Consider the following 19,829-nt stretch of genomic DNA (forward strand, 5'->3'; position numbering starts at 1 on the left):
GTGGACGACGTCGACGACGAACCGACCGTGACGCTCGAGCGCTGGACGGGCCCGTGGCCCGACGACGACCCGGACGCCAACTTCAAGAGCGACGTCGCGCTCTACGCGAACGTCGACCCGCTTCGCACCATCCGGAACCTCGCGGGCAACGTGGGCGTGCCGACCGGGGCCGTCTGCCGGTACGTGCTCGCGCGGTGGGCCACCGAGGGCAGCGGCGGGTTGCTCGAGCTGGGCCCGCACATGGTCGAACGTCTGTGGTCGGTGTTCGCCGACGCCGAGCGCGCGGGGACCGACGACGCCCGCCTCGCCGCGTACGCGCAGCTGCGCCAGATGGTCGCCTGGCTCCGGCTCCCGCTCCACGAGCGCGCGGGGTACGACGGCGGCGACGGTCCATCCGAGGACGGGGCCCGCACGTAGGAAGAGGGACCGCGGCGGGTGTGGAGAGGGAGGGGTTCGACGTGTCGGAGCGGGCAACGCGCGCGCTGGCGGCCGGGTGTGGCATCGCCGGCGTGGTCATGCTGACCGCGCACTTCCTGATCCCCGCGGGTGTGCCGCCCGACAGCGCGGGCCTCGTCCGGATCGCGGCGTTCGCTCGCGCACACGCGAACGCGATCCGTCTCTCGGCGTGGCTCCAGGCGACCGGTGCGATCCTCTACGTGGTCTTCGTGCTCGCCGTCGTGCACCTTGCCGGCGCGGGCGAGCGGTTCGCGGGGCGGATCGTGGCGCTGGCCGGCGCGGTCCTCGTCGCGGTCGCGCTGCTCGACTCCGCGCTGATCGTCGCGACGGTGCAGGCCGCGGCGCACGGTCACGCCGAGACGCTCCGTGTGAGCTTCGATCTCGTCGGCGGTCCGGGCAACGACGCGATCGGCCGATCGTTCCTCCTCGCCCCGGCGATCCTCCTGCCGCTCGGGTTCGTGCTGCTGCAGACGCAGCTGCTGCCACGGGCGTACGGCGTGACCGCGCTCGCGTTCGGCGCGCTCAGCCAGGTGCTCGGGCTCGCGGGACTGTTCAGCGCCGTCGCGTTCGCGGACGTGAACCCCGTCGTCCTGGCGCTCGAGAACGTGTGGCTGATCGCGGTCGCGCTCGTCGTCGATCGGGCTCCGGAGCGCACGCTCTCGCCGGCGTGAGGCGAGCGGGAACGTACCGTGGTCGCGAGGCGTTGCCCGCCGTGTCGAGAGGAGACGCCGTGTTCGGACGACACAAGACGCGCATGCCGACCGCCGACGAGGCGCTGCCCGGTCGTGACGAGACGATGCCGGTTCCCGAGCACCACGCCGTGAACGGCAGCTCGCTGCGCCCGCCGTTCCCCGACGGGACCGAGCAGGCCCTGTTCGCGATGGGCTGCTTCTGGGGTGCCGAGCGCAAGTTCTGGGAGACGCCCGGCGTGGTCGTCACCGCCGTCGGGTACGCGGGCGGGCTCACCCCGAACCCGACGTACGAGGAGGTGTGCAGCGGTCTCACCGGCCATGCCGAGGTCGTGCTCGTCGTGTTCGACCCCGCGCGCGTCTCCTACGAGGAGCTGCTGAAGGTCTTCTGGGAGTCGCACGACCCGACGCAGGGCATGCGCCAGGGCAACGACGTCGGCACGCAGTACCGCAGCGCCGTCTACACGTACGGCGAGATGCAGCGGAAGGCCGCCGAGGCGTCACGCGACGCGTACCAGAAGGTGCTGCACGACGCCGGCTACGGCGACATCACGACCTCGATCGAGGACGCACCCGCGTTCTACTACGCCGAGCCGTACCACCAGCAGTACCTGGCGAAGAACCCGTTCGGCTACTGCGGGCTGGGCGGAACGGGTGTGAGCTGCCCGACGGGCCTCACCGGCACGTAGTCCTGCGCGAACATCCTCGGACGGGAACCGAACACCACACGCGCCGCTCGCGACGCAGGACCGTTGTTCGGGTCCTGGTCTTCGCGGTCAGCGGGATCTCGCTCTACGTCGTCCTGCCGGGCCTCATCGCGCTGTTCCACGACCTGCCGCGGCTGCGGTCGGTCTTCCCGCTGTGGTTTTTGCCGATCTTCCTGTTCGAGGCGGCCGCGTTCGTCTCGATGTGGGAGCTGATGCGCGTCGCGCTGGGCACGAAGGCGTGGTTCGACGTCGCGTGCGCGCAGCTCGCCGGGAACGCGCTGAGCCGCGCGCTTCCGGGCGGCGTAGCGACGGGCGGCGCCACGCAGCTCGGCATGCTCCGGCGGGCGGGGTTCGATCCGACGACGACCACGACCGCGCTCACCGCCGTCGGCCTGCTGTCGACCGCGACGCTGTTCGTCCTGCCGTTGCTCGCCGTGCCCGCGTTGCTGTTCGGCCTCGCGATCGACTCACGTCTCGTGCGGGGTGGGATCGTGGCCGCGATCGTCGCCGTGTTCCTGTTGTCCGGCGCGTCCGCGCTGCTGCTGTCCGACCGCGTCGTGCGCGGGTTCGGTCGCGCGATCGACTGGACCGTCGCGAAGGTTCGTCGCCGTCGCGTCACCGCGCACTTCACGACGGAGATCCTCGAGGCGCGCGACTTCGTGCGGAGCTCGCTCGCCGACTCCTGGCAGCGCGCCGTTCCCGCCGCGTTCGGCAACCAGCTGTTCGACTACGGCGCGCTCACCATGAGCCTGTTCGCGGTCGGCGCGCGCGTCGACCCTGCGCCGGTGCTCCTCGCGTTCGTCGTCGCGAGCGTGCTCGCGATGATCCCGCTCACGCCGGGCGGGCTCGGGTTCGTCGAGGCGGGCCTGACGGGCACGCTCACCCTCGCGGGCGCGTCCGCCGCGCACGCCGTGCTCGCGACGCTGCTCTACCGCGTCTTCGCGTACTGGGTCCCGCTCCCGGCGGGTGCGCTGGCGTCGACGCTCTTCGCGCGACGACACGGGTCGAGCTCGTGAACGGACGCGTCACGCCGTGACGGCGACACTGCCGTCGGCACGGTGGCGGCGGTCCCTCGTCCATGCGACGAGCCCGGCGACGAGCTCGATCACGCCGAGGCACACCAGGACCGAGCCGAGCACGATCGCGCCGGCGTGGAGCGAGCGCGCCGGCTGGCCGACGAGGAAGAGACCCGCGACCATCCCGAGGATGCCGACGGTCCCCGCACCACGCGGGTAGCGCGGTGGGTGCATCAGGCGTCCGACGACCGCGAACGCGCCCTGCGTGAGCATCCACAACCCGAGCACGACCGCCACGACGAGGACGGTCTGGTGCGGCCACGCGAGCACCACCGCGCCTGCGACGACACCGAGCAGCCCGCGGGCGAACCGCAGCGCCCACCCGCGGTCGGGACGGTCGAGGAGCGCGCCGATCATGTCGAGGCACCCGAACCACAGCATCCCGGACCCGGCGAGGACGGCGAGCACGACCCCGGTCGCGTGTGGCCACGCGATCAGGACCACACCGACGACGAGCAGACCGGCCCCGCCGACGATCGCGGCGCGCCACAGCGTGCGCGCCGAGACCGCGTCCGCGCCGGCGGGTCCGGCGCTCACCGTTTGCCCGTCGGCGCGCCGGCGCTCACCGTTCGCCCGCCGGCGCCGGCCTCGCACGTCTCACGCCCGGCATCATCGGCGCCTCACTGACCGCGTGCGTCACCCGATCCGGGTGATCGAGGTGCGCCGGACGTGCGACCGCGCGTCGGTGCCGCCGTTGCCGTCGACGGGCGAGCACGCGCTCGTGGCGCTGCATCGCCAGCCCAGTCGCGACGAGCACCAAGCCGACGAGACCGAGCAGGGCCCCGATCGCGAGCAGCGAGTGCGAGCTCACCGGCGCATGGTGACCGCCCGCGGGGTGAGGAGGCATCACCCGCGGGGGTGAAGCGTGCGAGCCGGCCGTCCGCCCGCGGCGGCGGTGCGCGTCTTCCTGCACTACGTTTGCAACGACGCTTCGGTCACGCGAAGGGGGAGCGCGATGCCCTACGCCGAAGGCCGCGTGTTCTACGACGCCGACAGCCACCTGATGGAGACGTCGGACTGGCTCGTCGCCCACGCCGATCCCGACGTCCGGGATCGGATACGTCCGTTGCAGCTCGCGGGGGCGGGGGCGAATGCCGACGAGGCCGTCGCGGACGCGGACGCGCGCGCGCACGACGCCGGCGCCGACGCGCTTCCGAGCCCGACCGAGGTGATGGGCCCGAAGGGTTGGGCCGCGTACGGCGCAACCGACCCTGCCGAACGAAGTCGCGCGCTCGACGTCCTCGGCTTCGAACGTCAGCTCGTGTTCTCGACGTTCGCGGCCACGCAGTTCCTCGGGCGCGACGTCGAGCTGCTCTACGGCGGGACGCGCGCGCACAATCGGGCCATGGCCGCGTTCTGCGCGGACGACGCGCGAATGCTGCCGGTCGCGTTCGTGCCGCTCGACGTGCCCGAGCTCGCTGAGCGCGCCGTCGACGAAGCGCTCGCACTCGACGCCGCCGCGATCCTCGTCCCGTCCGTCCCGCCGCCCGACCGTTCCCCCACGCACCCCGACTACGACGGTGTGTGGGCGCGCCTCGCCGACGCGGACGTGCCGTTCGTGCTGCACGTCGGCGGCGGCGGACGGCTCGTGCGTCCCGCGTTCCACGTGAACGGGAAGCCGCCGACGACCGACTTCCTCGGCGGGGGCGAGAACATCCGCTCGAAGGACTTCATGGCGATCCACGCCGCGCCCGAGATGTTCCTGTCCGTCATGGTGCTCGACGGCGTGCTCGACCGGTTCCCGAACCTGCGCGGCGGGTGCATCGAGCAGGGCGCGATGTGGGTCGTGCCGTGGCTGCGGCGTCTCGACATCGCGCAGACGACGTTCGCGCGCACGGAGCCCGCGTTGAAGCTCCCGCTGCGCGCGTCCGAGTACGTGCACCGCCAGCTCCGCTTCACACCGTTCCCGACCGAGCCCGTCGGCTGGATGATCGAGCAGGCCGGCGACGACCTGTTCCTGTTCTCGTCCGACTTCCCGCACCCGGAGGGCGGGCACGACCCGCTCGCGCGGTTCGAGGCGTCGATGGCCGACGTCGACGAGACCGCGCGCGAACGCTTCTACTCCCGCAACTTCGCCGAGCTGATGGGGACGAGCTCGTCGCGGTCGTAGACGACGACCGTGCGCGCCGCGACATCGTGGAGCGCGCGTCGTGAGCGGCCACCGACGACACCGACGAAGCCCAGGCCGAACACGAAGCTGAACGGGAACACGAGCGCGCGCACGAACGCCCTGCCGCCTCCGACCGCGCCGCCCTCGCGGCGCACGACGCGCAGTCCGAGGAGGGCCTTGCCCGGCGTGCGGCCCGTCGCAGCCGTCGACAGCCAGAAGTACGCGAACGTGAACACTCCCGCGACGATCGCCCACCAGTCGCTCCCACCCTGGGTCGGGTGAATGTCGGGCGACACGAAGAGGTCGGCCAGGTACGTGAACAGCGCGAACCCGGCCGCGAGCATCCCCGAGACGAGGAACGTGTCGACGACGTAGGCGAGGAGGCGCGTGAACGCGCCGGCGGGAGAGCCGACCGGTTCGCCGGGCACCGTCCGCGTCGTCGGGGGTCGCCGCCGGAGGACGCGCCTGACGAACGAGGCGAGGAGGATGTCGAGGCGGGCGAGCTGACGCCGCACGAGGTCGAGCGCGGAGCTCGTCATCGTCGTCGCGGTGGTCGTCGCGACGCGCGCGACGTTGACCCGCTCGACGATCCGCGCGACGTCGACCCGGTCGAGGACCTGGTCGATGTCGACGCGGTCGACGATCCTCCCGATGTCGACCCGGTCGACGATCCGATCGATGTCGACCCGGTCGACGATCTTGCCGACGTCGACGCGCTGGACGATGCGATCGATGTCGACGCGGTCGACGACGCGATCGATGTCGACCCGGTCGACGACCTTCCCGATGTCGACCCGCCGGACGATGCGATCGATGTCGACGCGGTCGACGATCCCGGCGACGTCGATGCGTCGCAGGACGACGTCCAGGTCGACGCGTGCGAGCATCCGGTCGACGTCGACGCGGTCGAGGAGCGTGTTCGGATCGATCCGGGCGAGGACGCGGTCCAGGTCGACGCTCGCGAGGAGCTCGTCGAGGTCGATCCGCTCGAGCACCGCGTCGACGTCGACGGCGTTGATCATCGGGTCGAGGATCGAGCCGACGATCCGGGTGACGCCGTTCGGCTTCCTGTCCGTCGGTCGTGACGCGCTCATGGCACCTCCGCGTCCGTCTCGGGGCGTCGGCGGCCGCGCGCGCAGCGTAGGGCGGCGCGCCAACAGCGTCAGCCGGGCGGCCCGAAGTGACCCGCGCGGTCCCCACGCGCCGAATACCGCTCGTGGGCGCCGTGATCGCGCTGTCGCTCCCGGGGATCCTCGTCGTCGCGTTCCTCGCCGCGCGCCTGCTCGATGCCCGCCGCTCCGTCGGCGTCACGGTGCTGTCGGGCGTCGTCGGCTGGGCCGCGGGCGTCGGACTGTCGCTCGCCATCGCGCAGAACCACGTGCATCGCAACGCCGGGTTCGGCCGCAACGTCTGGGTGTTCTCGATCGTCTTCACGATGTCCGCGACCGTGTGGCTCGAGCTCCTCGCCCGTCCGGGCGCGATCGCGCGCGCCCAGGGCGGCCTCGCGTCGATCCCCCGCCCGCTCCGATCGCTGCAGCGGCGCGGCCGGCGCGTGAGCCGGTACGCGCAGATCACGCGCATCGCCGTCCGTCACGGGCTCGGTCCGTCGATCGGTCTCGTGCCTCGCGGGCGCGACGACGGTGTCGACGGCGAGGGACGCCTGCCCGCGCCCGTTCGCCTTCGCCGCGCGCTCGAGGACTGCGGCGGGATGTTCGTCAAGCTCGGGCAGATCCTGTCGACGCGCAGCGATCTCGTCCCGCCGGCGTACGCGGCGGAGCTCGCGCGCCTGCAGGACCACGTCGTCCCGGAGGACCCCGCGGCGATGCGCGCGCTCATCGAGGAGGAGCTCGGCGTCCCCGTCGACGACGTCTTCGCCGACTTCGACTGGGAGCCCGTCGCCGCGGCCTCGATCGGGCAGGCCTACCGCGCCTGCCTGCGCACCGGTGAGCCCGTCATCGTGAAGGTCCAACGGCCCGGCGTCGCGGAGTCGGTACGTCGCGATCTCGAGGTGCTCGAGGAGCTCGCGCGCGCCGTCGAGGCCCGCACCGCCTGGGGCGCCGAGTACGGCGTCGTCGACCTCGCCGGCGAGTTCGCGGGACGCCTGCGCGAGGAGCTCGACTTCACCGTCGAGGCCCGCAACGCGCGCGAGCTCGCGAACGCCGCTGCGGACGGATCGCCCGTCCGCATCCCGGCCGTGCACGACGAGCTGAGCTCGCCCCGCGTCCTCGTGCTGGAGCAGTTCGACGGCGCGAGCGTCCGCGACCGGCGTTGGGCGGACTCGTTGCACGTCGATCGCGACGCGCTGGCGGACACCCTGCTGCGCTGCGCGCTCCAGCAGATGCTCGTGGACGGCGTGTACCACGCGGACCCGCATCCCGGGAACGTCATGCTGCTGCGCGACGGCCGGCTCGGGCTGATCGACTTCGGCGCGGTCGCGCGCATCGACCCGCTGCAGCAGGCGTCGTTGCGCGACCTGATGTCGGCCGTCGCGCGTCGCGACACCGAGCAGCTCCGCGCGGCGGTGCTCTCGATCGCGACCGTCCGCGGGCGTCTCGACGAGGACCAGCTCGACCGGGCCCTGGCGCGGTTCATGGCCCGGCACCTCGCGGCCGGCACGTCGCCCGACGCGGCGATGTTCAACGACCTGCTGGCGTTGCTCGTGTCGTTCCGGATCCGGGTCCCCGTCGAGCTCAGCACGTTCTTCCGCGCGCTCGTGACGCTCGACGGGACGCTCACGACGCTCGCGCCGGGCTACGTCGCGCTCGACGCGGTCCAACGGGTCGCGGCCGAATGGGTCAAGGACCGGATGTCCGTCGCGACCGTCGAGGACGCCGCCCGTGACGAGCTGCTGCGCGCGCTGCCGACGTTGCGGCGCCTCCCGCGCCACGTCGACCGCCTCGCGACGCTCGCGACGCGCGGCGACCTGCGCCTGCGCGTCGCATGGATGTCCGAGCCGGACGACGTCCTCACGGTCACGCGCCTGCTGAACCGGGTCGTGCTGGCATTCCTCGGCGGCGTCGTCGGGATCCTGTCCGCGATGCTGCTCGGGACGCGCGGCGGCCCGCCGTTCGCGGGTACGACGTCGCTGTTCCAGTTCTTCGGCTACTTCGGGCTCTTCTGCGCGACCGTCCTGACCCTGCGCGTGATCGTCGCGGTGCTCCACGACGGCCTGAACTGAGTCGCGACGTCGCTCAGTGCAACACCGCCTTGAGGACCACGATCGCGACACCGAACAGCGCGCTCGTACCGGCCGCGCCGAGCAGCGCCAGGCCGCGCAACCGGTTGTGCCGTGCCGCGACGAAGGCGAACGCCAGCAGCTCGGCGACCGCGAGCCACAGCGCGGCGTACACGGCCGCGTTCTCGCCGACGCCGACCGTTCCGAGCACGAGCATGATGCCGACGAGCGGGACCGCGGCCTGCACGGTCGGGAGCTCCTGACGCAGCGTCGCCACGAGCCGCGGCCGGATGTGCTCGTGAATGCCCTGCGCGATGAACTCGGCGTACGCGTGCGCGAGCCAGTAGAGAGGAACGACGACCGCGACGCTGACGGCGATGTCGGTCATGTTCGTCGTCGACAGGCTGTCGCCCGCGATGAGCGCGGCGGTGACGATGGTCCCGTAGATCGCGGCCGCCGTGTTCCGGCGGAGGAAGCCAGTTCGCGGCGAGCGAAGACGGACCTCGCGCATCGCTACCTCAAGTCGTCGACGTAGCGGTCGGTGCCGGGGACGGTCGGCAGGAACGGCGCCGCGAGCTGCACGCGCCCGAGACCGGACGCGTCGATCGCCTCACCGTCACGCGCGAAGCACCCGTCCCAGCACTCCGACGCGGGCACCTCGGTGAACCACAGCAACGTCAGCCGCCGCTCGAGGCCGGGCACGTCCTCGACGTAGGCCATCTTGTCCTCGGGCAACGGCATCGGCGCGAACGCGAGGCACATCGCGACGGGCGAGCCCGCGAGCACCGACGGCACGTGCTCGTCGCGTAGCCAGGCCCACAGCGCCGCGCGCTCGACATCGGCGGCGCCGTCGACGACCTCCATCACCAGACCCGCGTACGGGTGGTCGAGCGAGTGGATGTCGCGCGGACCGGTCGCGTCGCGGTAGACGGGTCCGACGTAGTCCTGGAACGACGTGTACACGTGCGTCCGGTCGAGGTAGATCCGGCCGTCGGGCAGCAGACGTTGGTTGGTCGCGACGGTCCAGCGGAGGTGGTCGTCGTAGCGCCCCGCCGTGATCCAGTACGTCGCGAGGTACTTCCCCGCGTCGAGCGGTTGCGCGATCGGCGAGTCGACCGGGTACCGCAGCTCCTGCAGCTCACGCGTCGCGACCCACCGGCGGCCCGAGAACATCCAGGGCATCGCCATCGCGCCCGAGTAGAAGTGGTCGTCCTCGTACCACCGGTTGTACGCGTGGTCGTGGCCCTCGTGCGGCTCGACCAGCGTGATGAGCGCGGCTCCGATCCGGGTCTCGTAGGGGCCCGACGCCGGCAGCACGGAATAGGGACTCTCCTCCGACATGCGGGCGAGTCTGGCATCTCGCTCATGTCCGCGGCGCGGCTGCCGATGGGAGACCGGTCCATCAGTGGGCTGACGCGAGGAGGGGCGCCCGATCGACGGCATCCAGGAGGTCCAGAGCCGGATCGCGCAGATCCAGGCGCTGGCCGCGCAGTTCAGCGGCGCGCCCGTGGCCGCCGCGGGCTCCTCGACGTCGCTGGCGGGCGGCGGTACGGACCCGACGTCGGCCGTCGGCGCCACCGGGAGCACCTTCGCGACGACGCTCGGGAACGTGCAGGGCACACCCGGCCAGACGCAGTGGGCGAACGACTTCCTGACGCGCCTCGGCATGCCGGTGACGTCCGAGAACGTGCGCGCGATCGTCGCGTGGGAGAAGGCCGAGGGGACCAAGGCGCAGTTCAACCCGCTCGCCACGACGCGCTCGATGCCCGGCGCGAGCAACTTCAACAGCGTCGGCGTGAAGAACTTCGCGTCGTACCAGGACGGCATCGAGGCCAACGCCGAGGCGCTGACGAACGGTCGCTACCCGAACATCCTCGCCGCGCTGCGGCGCGGTGACAGCGCCGAGGCGGTCGCGCAGGCGATCGCGAGCTCGCCGTGGGGGACCGGCGACGGCGTGCTGCGCGTGTTGCAGTCCTCGTAGCGCGCGGTCAGCTCGCCTCGTGGGCGATGAGCACCGCGGCCGCCTGGCACGGCGCGGCGCGACCCGTGTACCCGCAGAGCCACGCGAGCGCGTCGGCGGGGACGCTCACCGCGACGACGGCCGTGCCGGTCGTGCCCCGGGCCCGTGCGCCCGCGGTCGCGTACGGCGCGGTCGTGACGACCGCCGGCTGCCACGCCCACAACCCGGCGCGTGCGACCGCGGCGTCGAACACCGGGACGGCACCGGACGCGTTCGGGACGGCGTCGAGGTCGTTCAGCGCGGGGACGAACGCGACCCGGACGCCCGCCGAGCGCGCCGCCGCGAGCTTCTCCTCGAGCCCGCCGATCGGCTCGATCGTGCCACCGTTCGCGATGACACCGGTCGCGGCGACGTCGGTGCCGCCGGTGACGTCGCCGGGCAGGAGCACGTCGAGGTAGCGGAGCAGGTACGCGAGCCCGGCCGAGTCGCCGTGCAGGTGACCGACGGCGGGCCACAACGGCGGCGTCAGGCTCTGGACGTCGCCGAGCACGTCGCGCTGCGCCGTGCGCCACGCGTCCGTCGCGGCCTGCCGGCTCAGATCGTCGCCCGAGGAGCTCTCCGGCCCGGGTGACGCCGCGACCCGCGGCGCGCTGGCGTCGCTCCGGCCGACGAGGTCGGCGACGACGTCCCACGGCGCGCGGCGTTCGTGCACGACGCTGAGGTAGTAGATCCGGCCCCCGTGGCGGGCTCCCGAGCCCGGCGGGTTGCTGCTCGTGCTCAGCGTTCCGAGCTCGAGCGGTTGCGCCTCGCCGTAGACCACGGCGGGGGACGTCACCACGACGGCGACGAGGAAGACGAGCGCGACCGCGACGAGACCGCGGACGCAGAGCCAGGCCGTCGAGGCCGCGCCGTGCCCGGCGCGCCCGCCGTGTCCGCCGCGTCCACGCTCGGAGCGCGCGCCCGCGCACGCGCTCCCGACTGCCTCCCCCACGACGAAGCTTTGTACCCCGGTCGCGCCGCCCCTGTCATGCGGCCGCGCCAAGTGGCTCCGGGCGTCACGGCGTCGACGCGTGCGGGTCGCTGGCCCCGGTCACGAAGTCGACGAGCTGCTCCACCGCGCCGACGAACGGCGCCTCGAGGTCGCGAAAGCTCCGGACGGACGTCCGCAGGCGTCGCCACGCCGCTGCGGGGTCGCGCTCGCCGAGCGCGGCGCAGACGCCCTCCTTCCAGGGGCGGTCCCGCGGGACCTCCGGCCACGCCTCGATCCCCGCGACGTGGGGCCGGATCGCCTGCCAGACGTCGACGTACGGCGTCCCGGTCACGAGCACGTGCGGACCGCGCACGGCCGCCGCGAGGCGCGCCTCCTTCGACCCGGGGACGAGATGGTCGACGAGCACGCCCAGTCGCCGTCCCGGTTCGGGGCCGAACGCGTCGACGGCGGCCGCGAGATGGTCGATGCCGTCGAGCCGTTCCACGACGACACCTTCGATACGCAGGTCGTCGCCCCACACCGCCTCGACCAGCTCGGCGTCGTGCACGCCCTCGACGTAGATCCGCGCTTGCCGCGCGACACGGGCGCGGTGCCCGTCGACCGCGCGCGACCCCGAAGCGGTGCGCACCGGTGTCCGTGCGCGCGAGGTGGGACGCGGCGCGACGAGCGTCACCGCGATGCCGTCGACCGCGAACGCGCCCGACTCGAGCGGGAACAGGCGCTCGACGCCCGTCGCGCCACGCACGCGCGCGGTGTCCCGCTCGACCGCGACGATCGTCCCCGTGAAGCCGCTCGCGCGGTGACGGACGCGCGTCCCGGTGGTCGCCTCGAACGACGGGTACGCGGCCGCCGCGCGCGCGGGCCCGTCGACCGGCCCGCCGAGGATGCCGCCTCGTGACGGTGGTCGGGTCACGGGCCGTGAACGTACCGGCGTGCGCCGGCGGGCACGGGGATCCACGGGGATCCACGCGTCCGGGAGCCCCGCCCACACGAGTTGGTACCGTGCGCCGCCATGGACGATCTCGCCTCGCTGGACGCGACTGCCCAGGCGGACCTGGTCCGGCGCAAGGACTGCACGCCACGCGAGCTCGTCGACGCCGCGATCGCGCGCGTCGAGAAGGTCAACCCGGAGCTCAACGCGGTGATCCACCCGCTGTTCGACAAGGCGCGCGCCGCGGCGGACGCGCCCGGCCTGCCCGACGGCCCGTTCCGGGGTGTCCCGTTCTGCGTGAAGGACGCCGTCTGCCACACCGAGGGCGATCCGTACCACGTCGGCATGCGGTTCCTGAAGGAGCGCGAGTGGAGGGCGACCGAGGACAGCTACCTCGCGCGCCGCTTCCGCGACGCCGGGTTCGTGTTCGTCGGCAAGACGAACACGCCGGAGCTCGCGACGTCGATCACGACGGAGCCGCTCGCGTACGGGGCGACGCACAACCCGTGGGACGTCACGCGCTCACCGGGCGGTTCGAGCGGCGGATCCGCGGCCGCGGTCGCGTCGGGGATCGTTCCCGCCGCGCACGCGAACGACATGGGCGGATCGATCCGCGCGCCCGCGAGCGAGTGCGGGCTCGTCGGCCTGAAGCCTTCACGCGCGCGCTCGACGCTCGGTCCCGACTTCGGCGAGTACTGGGGACCGCTGACGCACGAGTTCGTCGTCGTGCGCACCGTGCGCGACGCCGCCGCGATCCTGGACGTCGTCGCGGGTGCCGCGCCCGGCGATCCGTACACCGCGCCGCCACCGACGCGCCCGTTCCGCCACGAGGTCGGCGCGAACCCGGGTCGCCTGCGCGTCGGCTTGCACGTCACCATCCCCAACCTCGGACGCGACGCGCACCCCGAGTGCGTGACCGCCGTCGAGCAGACCGGGCGGCTGCTCGAGCGGGCCGGCCACGCGGTCGAGTGGTCGTCGCCCGCGCTCGACGGCGCCTTCCACGGCTTCACCGTCGTCATGGCGGCCGGCATCGCGCGCGACCTCGAACGGTGGAGCGAGCGCACCGGTGACCCCATCGGTCCCGACGACGTCGAGCCGGGCAACTGGGCGATGGCCGAGGGCGGCCGGGCCGTGACCGGCGCGCAGTACCTGGCCGGTCTCGAGGCGATGAACGACTACACGCGACGCGTCGCGAGCTGGTGGGCCGACGACGGGTTCGACGTGCTCGTCACGCCCACGATCGCACAGCCGCCGCCGAAGCTCGGGCTGATGGCGCCGACCGCGGATCCGGGCGAGGCGCTCACGCTGATGGGCGAGCTCGCGCAGTTCACGGTGCCGTGGGACGTGACGGGCCAGCCCGCCGTCTCCCTGCCGCTGCACTGGACCGCGGACGGGCTGCCGGTCGGCGTGCAGCTCGTCGCGGCGTACGGACGCGAGGACCTCCTCCTGCGCGTCGCGTCGCAGCTCGAGCAGGCCGCGCCGTGGGCGGACCGCAGGCCGGCGGTGTTCGCGGCCTCGTGAGCACGGCGACGAACGACGGGATCGCGCGGATCCTCGTCGTCACCGCGCACCCCGACGACGTCGACTTCGGTGTCGCCGGCTCGGTCGCGACGTGGACGGCCGCCGGCATCGAGGTCGCGTACTGCGTCGTGACCGACGGCGACGCGGGCGGCTTCGACCCCGACGTGCCGCGTGCCGACATCGCAGGCATCCGGCGCGCCGAACAGCTCGCGGCGGCGCGCGTCGTCGGCGTGGAGGACGTCACGTTCCTCGGCTACCCCGACGGGCGGCTGGTGTCGTCCATCGCGCTGCGCCGCGACATCTCGCGGGTGATCCGGCGCTTCCGTCCCGACCGCGTCGTGGCCCAGTCGCCCGAGCGGAACTGGGAGCGCATCTACGCGAGCCACCCCGACCACCTCGCGGCCGGCGAGGCGACCGTGTGCGCGGTCTATCCGGACGCGCGCAACCCGTTCGCGCACCCCGAGCTCGCGGCGGAGGGCCTCGACGCGCACACCGTTCCCGAGCTGTGGTTGATGGCGACGCGCGCGCGTGACGTGTTCGTCGACGTCACCGACGCGTTCGACAAGAAGGTCGAGGCGCTGCGTTGCCACGTCAGCCAGCTCGTCGACGCCGACGGCGGGCTCGAGACGCGCATCCGCGGGTGGCTCACCGCGAACGCGACCGAGGCCGGCCTCCCCGAGGGGCGCCTGGCGGAGGCGTTCCAGGCCGTCGACACCCGCTGACCGCCCGCATTCTCTGAAGCCTCAGACACACATGTTGTGGTTGACGCTTCACAGTATGGCGGCGGTCAGGTGATGACGCTGCGGATGACCTCGCCCGCTTGCATCGCGCGGAAGGCGTCGTTGATCTCGTCGAGCTTGATGCGGCGCGACACCATCGCGTTGAGGTCGAGACGGCCGGTCTCGACGAGGCTCACGAAGCGAGGGAAGTCGCGACGCACCTGCGCGGAGCCGTACACCGAGCCGAGCAGCTTCTTCTCCTCGAAGAACATGCCGAACGCGGGCAGCGTGACCGACGCGTCCCACCGCGGCATGCCGACGACGACGGCCGTGCCGCCGCGGCGCGCCGTGTTGTACGCCTGCACGATCGTCTCCGGCAGGCCGATCACCTCGAACGCGTAGTCGGCGCCGCGCCCGCCGGTGGCCGCCTTGACCTGCTCGACGGGGTCACCTGCGGCCGGGTCGATCAGGTCGGTCGCGCCCAGTTGCTCGGCCGACTTCCGCTTCAGCTCGACCGGGTCGATCGCGAAGATGCGCGACGCGCCCGCGATGCGCGCGCCCTGCACGACGGCCTGACCGACGCCACCGCAGCCGATCACCGCGACGGTCGCGCCGGGCTCGACCTGCGCGGTGTTGAGCGCGGCGCCGACACCGGTCGTCACGCCGCAGCCGATGAGCGCGAGCTGCTCGGCCGGCAGGTCGGTGTCGACCTTCACGATCGACGACTCGTCGACGGTCATCATGTCGGCGAACGTGCCGAGCCCGGTCATCGTGATCATCGGCGTGCCGTCGCCGCGGGTGACGCGCGGCGCGGTGGCGACGGCACCCATGTGCTCGCACAGGTTCGACTGATCGTGCAGGCAGTACCAGCACACGCCGCACGCGGGCGTGAACGACGCGACGACGCGGTCGCCGACCTTCACGCGCGACACCTCGTTGCCGACGGCCTCGACGGTCCCCGTCCCCTCGTGGCCGAGGATGCACGGCGGCGGCAGCGGGAGCCCACCGTTCATGACCGAGAGGTCCGAGTGGCAGACGCCGCTCGCGTCGACGTGGACGACGACGTCCCGGGGACCGGGCGCGACGGGCGTGACGTCCTCGATCTCGAGGGGCTGGTCCTGGCCGACGAAGATCGCTGCTCGCATCGTGCGCTCCGTTCCGTGTGCGCGGCGGTCGGGTGCGCCGCACCGTAGCGCCGCCGGTGGCGGGCCGCACGGCGCTCACCGCGCTGTCCGATTCCCGCCAGCGCGCGCCCGCGCGGTGACGCACACTGGTCGTCGTGACCCCCGTGAACGCCTCGGACTTCGATCGCTGCTACCGCGCCGTACGGGCACGCGACGCCCGCTTCGACGGCTGGTTCGTGACCGCGGTGCTGACGACCCGCGTGTACTGCCGCCCGAGCTGCCCGGCCCGCACGCCGTTGCCCGAGAACGTCCGCTTCTTCTCGACGGCCGCCGCCGCGCACCATGCCGGCTTCCGTGCGTGCAAGCGGTGCCGGCCCGACGCGGTGCCGGGCTCGCCCGAGTGGAACGCGCGCGCGGACGTCGTCGCGCGGGCCGTGCGCCTCGTGGCCGACGGCGTCGTCGACCGCGAGGGCGTGGGTGGCGTCGCGCGGCGGGTCGGGTACAGCGAGCGACAGCTCCACCGGCAGCTCGTCGCCGAGGTGGGCGTCGGCCTGCTCGCGCTCGCACGTGCACAGCGCGCACAGACCGCGCGCGTCCTGATCGAGACGACCGACCTGCCGTTCGCGCACGTCGCGTTCGCCGCCGGCTTCGGCAGCATCCGCCAGTTCAACGACACCGTGCGCGAGGTCTTCGCGATGTCGCCCGGCGAGCTCCGACGTCGCCGCCGCGCCGCGAACGTCCGCACACCCGGCGTCGTGGTGGTCCGACTGCCGTACCGGGAGCCGTTCGCCGCGCACGAGCTCTTCGAGTTCCTCGCGGCGCGCGCCGTGCCCGGCGTCGAGGTCGCATCGGACGACGTGTACCGGCGGTCGCTCCGGCTGCCGCACGGCGCGGGCGTCGTCGCGCTCCGCCCCGGCGACGGGCACGTGGTGTGCGAGCTCCGTCTCGACGACGTGCGTGACCTCACCACCGCCGTCTCGCGCAGTCGCGCGCTGCTCGATCTCGACGCCGACCCCGTCGCCGTCGACGAGCAGCTGGGGGCCGACCCCGTCCTCGGGCCGTGGGTCCGCAAGACCCCGGGGATCCGCGTGCCGGGGACGGTGGACGGCGACGAGCTCGCGATGCGCGTCGTGCTCGGACAGCAGGTGAGCGTCGCGGGTGCGCGCACGCTGGCGGCGCGACTCACGGCCGAGCACGGCGACACGCTGGACGACGACGGCGTCACTCATCTGTTCCCGAGCGCGGCGACGATCGCGGCGGTCGACCCGGCCGCGCTGCCGATGCCGCGCGCGCGTGCGAAGACGCTCGTCGGGCTGGCGACCGCGCTCGCCGACGGCACCGTCGTCGTCGACGCGGGCGCGGACCGCACGGAGCTGCGCGAGCGGTTGCTCGCGCTCCCCGGCGTGGGGGAGTGGACCGCCGATCTCGTCGTGATGCGGGGCACGGGCGACCCCGACGTGTTCCTCGCCCGCGACCTCGGGGTCCGGCGCGCGCTCGCCCGGTTCGGACGGCGGGTCGACCCCACGTCGTGGCGCCCGTGGCGCTCGTACGCGGTACAGCATGTCTGGAGGATGCAATGAGGAAGACGACGAACGAACCCGGCACCTTGCTCGTCGAGTCGCCGGTCGGGCCGCTGATGCTGCACGCGGCCGCGGACGGCGTCACCGGGCTGTCGCTCGACGGCGCGCGCATGGCGCGTGCGCGTGTCGACGGGACGCGCGATGCGGCCGCGCACCTCGACGCGCTCGCGTCGCAACTCGACGAGTACTTCGACGGTTCGCGCACGGAGTTCGACGTGCCGCTCGCGCTCGACGGCTCGTCGTTCCAGCGCGAGGTGTGGCACGCGCTGCGGGCGATCCCGTACGGCGAGACGGTCAGCTACGGCGAGCTCGCGACGCGCATCGGCCGACCAGGCGCGCAGCGCGCGGTCGGGCTCGCGAACGGGCAGAACCCCGTCGCGATCGTCGTGCCATGCCATCGCGTGATCGGTGCCGACGGGTCGCTCACCGGGTACGGCGGCGGTCTCGAGCGCAAGCGCTACCTGCTCGGCCTCGAGGCGGGGCGGACGGAGCTCCCGCTCCTCGTGTGACCGTCGCGGCACGGTCCGACGCGGCCGTTGCCGACGGCGTCACGCGAGCCGGGCGGGGAACCCGCCGGTCGCGACGGGTCCCCAGCGCGTCGGCGTGACGCGCAGCAGCGACTTGCCCTGGCGCACCATCGCAGCCCGGTACTCGTCCCAGTCGGGGTGCTCGCCGGCGATCGACCGGTAGTACTCGACGAGCGGCTCGACCGCGTCCGTACCGTCCACCACCTCGGCGCGGCCGTCGATCTGAACCCACGGACCGCCGAAGTCGTCGGAGAGCACGACGACGCTGACGCGCGCGTCGCGACGTGCGTTGCGCGTCTTGGCCCGCTCCGGATACGTCGACACGACGATGCACCCGGCGGTGTCCACACCGCAGGTGACCGGCGACGCCTGCGGTGTGCCGTCGGCGCGTGTGGTGATGAGCACGGCGTGATGACGCGGCCTGACGAAGTCGAGCAGCTCCTCGCGCGTCACGGTCGTGTTCGTCGCGATGTTCGGGCTCACGCCGTCTCCTCCGGTCGGGCCGCTGGCCCCCTCGGGCCGGGCCCTCCCCGTCTCCGGCCAGGGCCCGGCTTCGTCCGCACGTATCCTCGGATCCATGGCCCCGCAGTTCATCTTCACCATGCGCGGCTTGTCGCGCTTCCACCCGCCCGACCGGCAGGTGCTCGAGAACATCAACATCTCGATGTACCCGGGCGCCAAGATCGGCGTGATCGGCTCGAACGGCGCGGGCAAGTCGACGTTGCTGCGGATCATGGCCGGCGAGGACGACGGCTACACCGGGGAGGCGCGGCTCACGCCCGGCTTCACCGTCGGGTACCTCGCGCAGGAGCCGCAGCTCGACCCGTCGAAGGACGTGCTCGGCAACGTGACGGACGGCGTCGCCGCGACGAAGGCGCTCCTCGACCGCTTCAACGAGGTGTGCGCGGCGATGGGCGAGCCCGACGCCGACTTCGACAAGCTGCTCGCCGAGCAGGCGGAGCTGCAGGACAGGATCGACGCCGCGAACGCATGGGACCTGGAGCGCACGCTCGACATCGCGATGGACGCGCTGCGCCTGCCGCCGGGCGACGCCGACGTCGCCACCTTGTCGGGTGGCGAGCGGCGACGCGTCGCGCTGTGCCGGCTCCTGCTCTCGCGCCCCGACCTGCTGCTGCTCGATGAGCCGACGAACCATCTCGACGCGGAGTCCGTCGCGTGGCTCGAACGGCACCTGCAGGAGTATCCGGGCACCGTGGTCGCCGTCACCCACGACCGCTACTTCCTCGACAACGTCGCGGGCTGGATCCTCGAGCTCGACCGCGGTCGCGGCATCCCGTGGGAGGGCAACTACTCGTCGTGGCTCGAGCAGAAGCAGCAGCGGCTCGCGCAGGAGGAGAAGGCGGACAAGGCGCGCCAGCGCACGCTCGAACGCGAGCTCGAGTGGATCCGCATGTCGCCGCGCGCGCGTCAGGCGAAGGGCAAGGCGCGCCTCAACGCGTATGACGCGCTGCTCGCCGAGTCCGAGCGCGCGCCGGAGCGCGCGGACAAGCTCGTGATCTCGATCCCGCCCGGCCCGCGTCTCGGAGACGTGGTCGTCGAGACGGAGCACGTCGTGAAGGGCTTCGGCGACCGGCTGCTGATCGACGACCTCACGTTCTCGCTGCCGCGCGCCGCGATCGTCGGCGTCATCGGCCCGAACGGCGCGGGCAAGACGACGCTGTTCCGCATGATCACGCACCAGGAACAGCCCGACGGCGGGACGTTGCGCGTCGGGCCGACGGTCGAGCTCGCGTACGTCGACCAGTCCCGGGACACGCTCGACGCCGACAAGACCGTCTACGAGGAGATCACCGGCGGCGTGGACCACCTCGTCGTCGGCGGGGCCGAGATCCACGGTCGCGCGTACGTCGCGAGCTTCAACTTCAAGGGATCCGACCAGCAGAAGAAGGTCGGGGACCTGTCGGGCGGCGAGCGCAACCGTGTGCATCTCGCGAAGGTGCTCCGCAGCGGCGGCAACGTCCTGCTGCTCGACGAGCCCACCAACGACCTCGACGTCGACACCCTCCGCTCGCTCGAGGACGCGCTCCTCGAGTTCGCGGGCTGCGCGGTCGTCATCAGCCACGACCGCTGGTTCCTCGACCGCGTCGCGACGCACGTGCTCGCGTTCGAGGGGGACTCGCAGGTCGTGTGGTTCGAGGGCAACTTCAGCGACTACGAGGCGGACCGTCACAAGCGTCTCGGCGCGGAGGCCGACCAGCCCCACCGCATCCGCTACAAGCCGCTGACGCGCACCGCCTGACTC

20 protein-coding genes are annotated in these 19,829 nt (G+C 72.9%); 12 read left to right on the plus strand and 8 right to left on the minus strand.

Going from position 1 to position 19,829, the window contains the following annotated elements:
* From VFC33_04085 to VFC33_04100, 4 genes are all read left to right on the plus strand, one after another.
* Complete coding sequence (locus tag VFC33_04085; GenBank protein HZR12408.1) at nt 1-417, plus strand: DUF6027 family protein; 417 nt, start codon at nt 1-3, stop codon at nt 415-417.
* A gap of 41 nt (nt 418-458) precedes the next feature.
* The gene (locus VFC33_04090; protein ID HZR12409.1) at nt 459-1,127 is read left to right on the plus strand and encodes a hypothetical protein; all 669 of its coding nucleotides are present in this window, start codon (nt 459-461) and stop codon (nt 1,125-1,127) included.
* Between the two features lie 83 nt (nt 1,128-1,210).
* The gene (gene msrA / locus VFC33_04095; GenBank protein ID HZR12410.1) at nt 1,211-1,834 is read left to right on the plus strand and encodes a peptide-methionine (S)-S-oxide reductase MsrA; all 624 of its coding nucleotides are present in this window, start codon (nt 1,211-1,213) and stop codon (nt 1,832-1,834) included.
* Between the two features lie 131 nt (nt 1,835-1,965).
* Nucleotides 1,966-2,868 (plus strand): YbhN family protein, encoded by a 903-nt coding sequence (locus VFC33_04100; protein HZR12411.1) that lies wholly within the window; start codon nt 1,966-1,968, stop codon nt 2,866-2,868.
* Nucleotides 2,869-2,877: 9 nt separating this feature from the next.
* Here VFC33_04100 and VFC33_04105 read toward each other — a convergent pair whose 3' ends face one another.
* Nucleotides 2,878-3,465, minus strand: coding sequence for a DUF308 domain-containing protein (locus VFC33_04105; protein ID HZR12412.1), 588 nt, complete (start codon nt 3,463-3,465; stop codon nt 2,878-2,880).
* Between the two features lie 418 nt (nt 3,466-3,883).
* Between VFC33_04105 and VFC33_04110 the strand changes: the two genes are divergently transcribed.
* Nucleotides 3,884-5,038 carry an amidohydrolase family protein gene (locus VFC33_04110; protein HZR12413.1) on the plus strand — a complete coding sequence of 385 codons (1,155 nt, stop codon included), beginning with the start codon at nt 3,884-3,886 and terminating at the stop codon, nt 5,036-5,038.
* On the opposite strand, the gene VFC33_04115 is transcribed toward VFC33_04110, so the two are convergent.
* A complete protein-coding gene (locus VFC33_04115; protein HZR12414.1) occupies nt 4,987-6,132 on the minus strand; it encodes an RDD family protein in 1,146 nt (381 codons plus the stop codon). The genes VFC33_04110 and VFC33_04115 overlap by 52 nt on opposite strands.
* A gap of 122 nt (nt 6,133-6,254) precedes the next feature.
* Here VFC33_04115 and VFC33_04120 point away from each other — a divergent pair, with 122 nt between their 5' ends.
* Complete coding sequence (locus tag VFC33_04120; protein ID HZR12415.1) at nt 6,255-8,216, plus strand: AarF/UbiB family protein; 1,962 nt, start codon at nt 6,255-6,257, stop codon at nt 8,214-8,216.
* 13 nt (nt 8,217-8,229) lie between these two features.
* Here the strand turns inward: VFC33_04120 and VFC33_04125 are convergent, their stop codons facing one another.
* On the minus strand, nt 8,230-8,724 hold the full coding sequence (locus VFC33_04125) for a hypothetical protein (GenBank protein HZR12416.1): 495 nt from the start codon (nt 8,722-8,724) through the stop codon (nt 8,230-8,232).
* A 2-nt stretch (nt 8,725-8,726) separates the two neighbouring features.
* Nucleotides 8,727-9,554: a hypothetical protein gene (locus VFC33_04130; protein ID HZR12417.1), complete on the minus strand. Its 828-nt coding sequence runs from the start codon at nt 9,552-9,554 to the stop codon at nt 8,727-8,729.
* A gap of 166 nt (nt 9,555-9,720) precedes the next feature.
* Between VFC33_04130 and VFC33_04135 the strand changes: the two genes are divergently transcribed.
* Nucleotides 9,721-10,194, plus strand: a complete 474-nt coding sequence (locus tag VFC33_04135) for a hypothetical protein (protein ID HZR12418.1) — start codon at nt 9,721-9,723, stop codon at nt 10,192-10,194.
* A gap of 7 nt (nt 10,195-10,201) precedes the next feature.
* Here the strand turns inward: VFC33_04135 and VFC33_04140 are convergent, their stop codons facing one another.
* On the minus strand, nt 10,202-11,164 hold the full coding sequence (locus VFC33_04140) for a S16 family serine protease (protein ID HZR12419.1): 963 nt from the start codon (nt 11,162-11,164) through the stop codon (nt 10,202-10,204).
* A 64-nt stretch (nt 11,165-11,228) separates the two neighbouring features.
* Entirely contained in the window at nt 11,229-12,077 is an 849-nt protein-coding gene (locus VFC33_04145; protein HZR12420.1) for a DUF3097 family protein, read from the minus strand.
* A 99-nt stretch (nt 12,078-12,176) separates the two neighbouring features.
* On the opposite strand from VFC33_04145, the gene VFC33_04150 reads away from it, so the two are divergent.
* A complete protein-coding gene (locus VFC33_04150) occupies nt 12,177-13,616 on the plus strand; it encodes an amidase (GenBank protein HZR12421.1) in 1,440 nt (479 codons plus the stop codon).
* Entirely contained in the window at nt 13,613-14,338 is a 726-nt protein-coding gene (locus VFC33_04155; protein HZR12422.1) for a PIG-L deacetylase family protein, read from the plus strand. The genes VFC33_04150 and VFC33_04155 overlap by 4 nt, the downstream gene beginning before the upstream one ends.
* Nucleotides 14,339-14,403: 65 nt before the next feature.
* Here VFC33_04155 and VFC33_04160 read toward each other — a convergent pair whose 3' ends face one another.
* On the minus strand, nt 14,404-15,480 hold the full coding sequence (locus VFC33_04160; protein HZR12423.1) for a Zn-dependent alcohol dehydrogenase: 1,077 nt from the start codon (nt 15,478-15,480) through the stop codon (nt 14,404-14,406).
* A gap of 134 nt (nt 15,481-15,614) precedes the next feature.
* Here VFC33_04160 and VFC33_04165 point away from each other — a divergent pair, with 134 nt between their 5' ends.
* Both VFC33_04165 and VFC33_04170 read left to right on the plus strand, forming a co-directional pair.
* Complete coding sequence (locus VFC33_04165) at nt 15,615-17,039, plus strand: DNA-3-methyladenine glycosylase 2 family protein (protein HZR12424.1); 1,425 nt, start codon at nt 15,615-15,617, stop codon at nt 17,037-17,039.
* Entirely contained in the window at nt 17,036-17,548 is a 513-nt protein-coding gene (locus VFC33_04170) for a methylated-DNA--[protein]-cysteine S-methyltransferase (protein ID HZR12425.1), read from the plus strand. Before VFC33_04165 ends, VFC33_04170 begins: the two co-directional genes overlap by 4 nt.
* A gap of 39 nt (nt 17,549-17,587) precedes the next feature.
* On the opposite strand, the gene VFC33_04175 is transcribed toward VFC33_04170, so the two are convergent.
* Nucleotides 17,588-18,049, minus strand: coding sequence for a PPOX class F420-dependent oxidoreductase (locus VFC33_04175; protein HZR12426.1), 462 nt, complete (start codon nt 18,047-18,049; stop codon nt 17,588-17,590).
* 94 nt (nt 18,050-18,143) lie between these two features.
* Between VFC33_04175 and ettA the strand changes: the two genes are divergently transcribed.
* Nucleotides 18,144-19,826, plus strand: a complete 1,683-nt coding sequence (gene ettA / locus VFC33_04180) for an energy-dependent translational throttle protein EttA (GenBank protein ID HZR12427.1) — start codon at nt 18,144-18,146, stop codon at nt 19,824-19,826.
* The last annotated feature ends 3 nt before the right edge of the window (nt 19,827-19,829 follow it).

It is taken from the genome of Acidimicrobiia bacterium (genome assembly GCA_035651955.1).
Classification (GTDB): Bacteria; Actinomycetota; Acidimicrobiia; order IMCC26256; family JAMXLJ01; genus JAMXLJ01.

Excerpts from the sequence above, each read along its gene's own strand:
- VFC33_04115 (HZR12414.1), bottom strand. The coding sequence starts at position 6,132 with ATGAGCGCGTCACGACCGACGGACAGGAAGCCGAACGGCGTCACCCGG.
- ettA (HZR12427.1), top strand. The coding sequence starts at position 18,144 with ATGGCCCCGCAGTTCATCTTCACCATGCGCGGCTTGTCGCGCTTCCAC.
- VFC33_04150 (HZR12421.1), top strand. The coding sequence starts at position 12,177 with ATGGACGATCTCGCCTCGCTGGACGCGACTGCCCAGGCGGACCTGGTC.
- msrA (HZR12410.1), top strand. The coding sequence starts at position 1,211 with ATGCCGACCGCCGACGAGGCGCTGCCCGGTCGTGACGAGACGATGCCG.
- VFC33_04110 (HZR12413.1), top strand. The coding sequence starts at position 3,884 with ATGCCCTACGCCGAAGGCCGCGTGTTCTACGACGCCGACAGCCACCTG.
- VFC33_04130 (HZR12417.1), bottom strand. The coding sequence starts at position 9,554 with ATGTCGGAGGAGAGTCCCTATTCCGTGCTGCCGGCGTCGGGCCCCTAC.
- VFC33_04160 (HZR12423.1), bottom strand. The coding sequence starts at position 15,480 with ATGCGAGCAGCGATCTTCGTCGGCCAGGACCAGCCCCTCGAGATCGAG.
- VFC33_04125 (HZR12416.1), bottom strand. The coding sequence starts at position 8,724 with ATGCGCGAGGTCCGTCTTCGCTCGCCGCGAACTGGCTTCCTCCGCCGG.
- VFC33_04170 (HZR12425.1), top strand. The coding sequence starts at position 17,036 with ATGAGGAAGACGACGAACGAACCCGGCACCTTGCTCGTCGAGTCGCCG.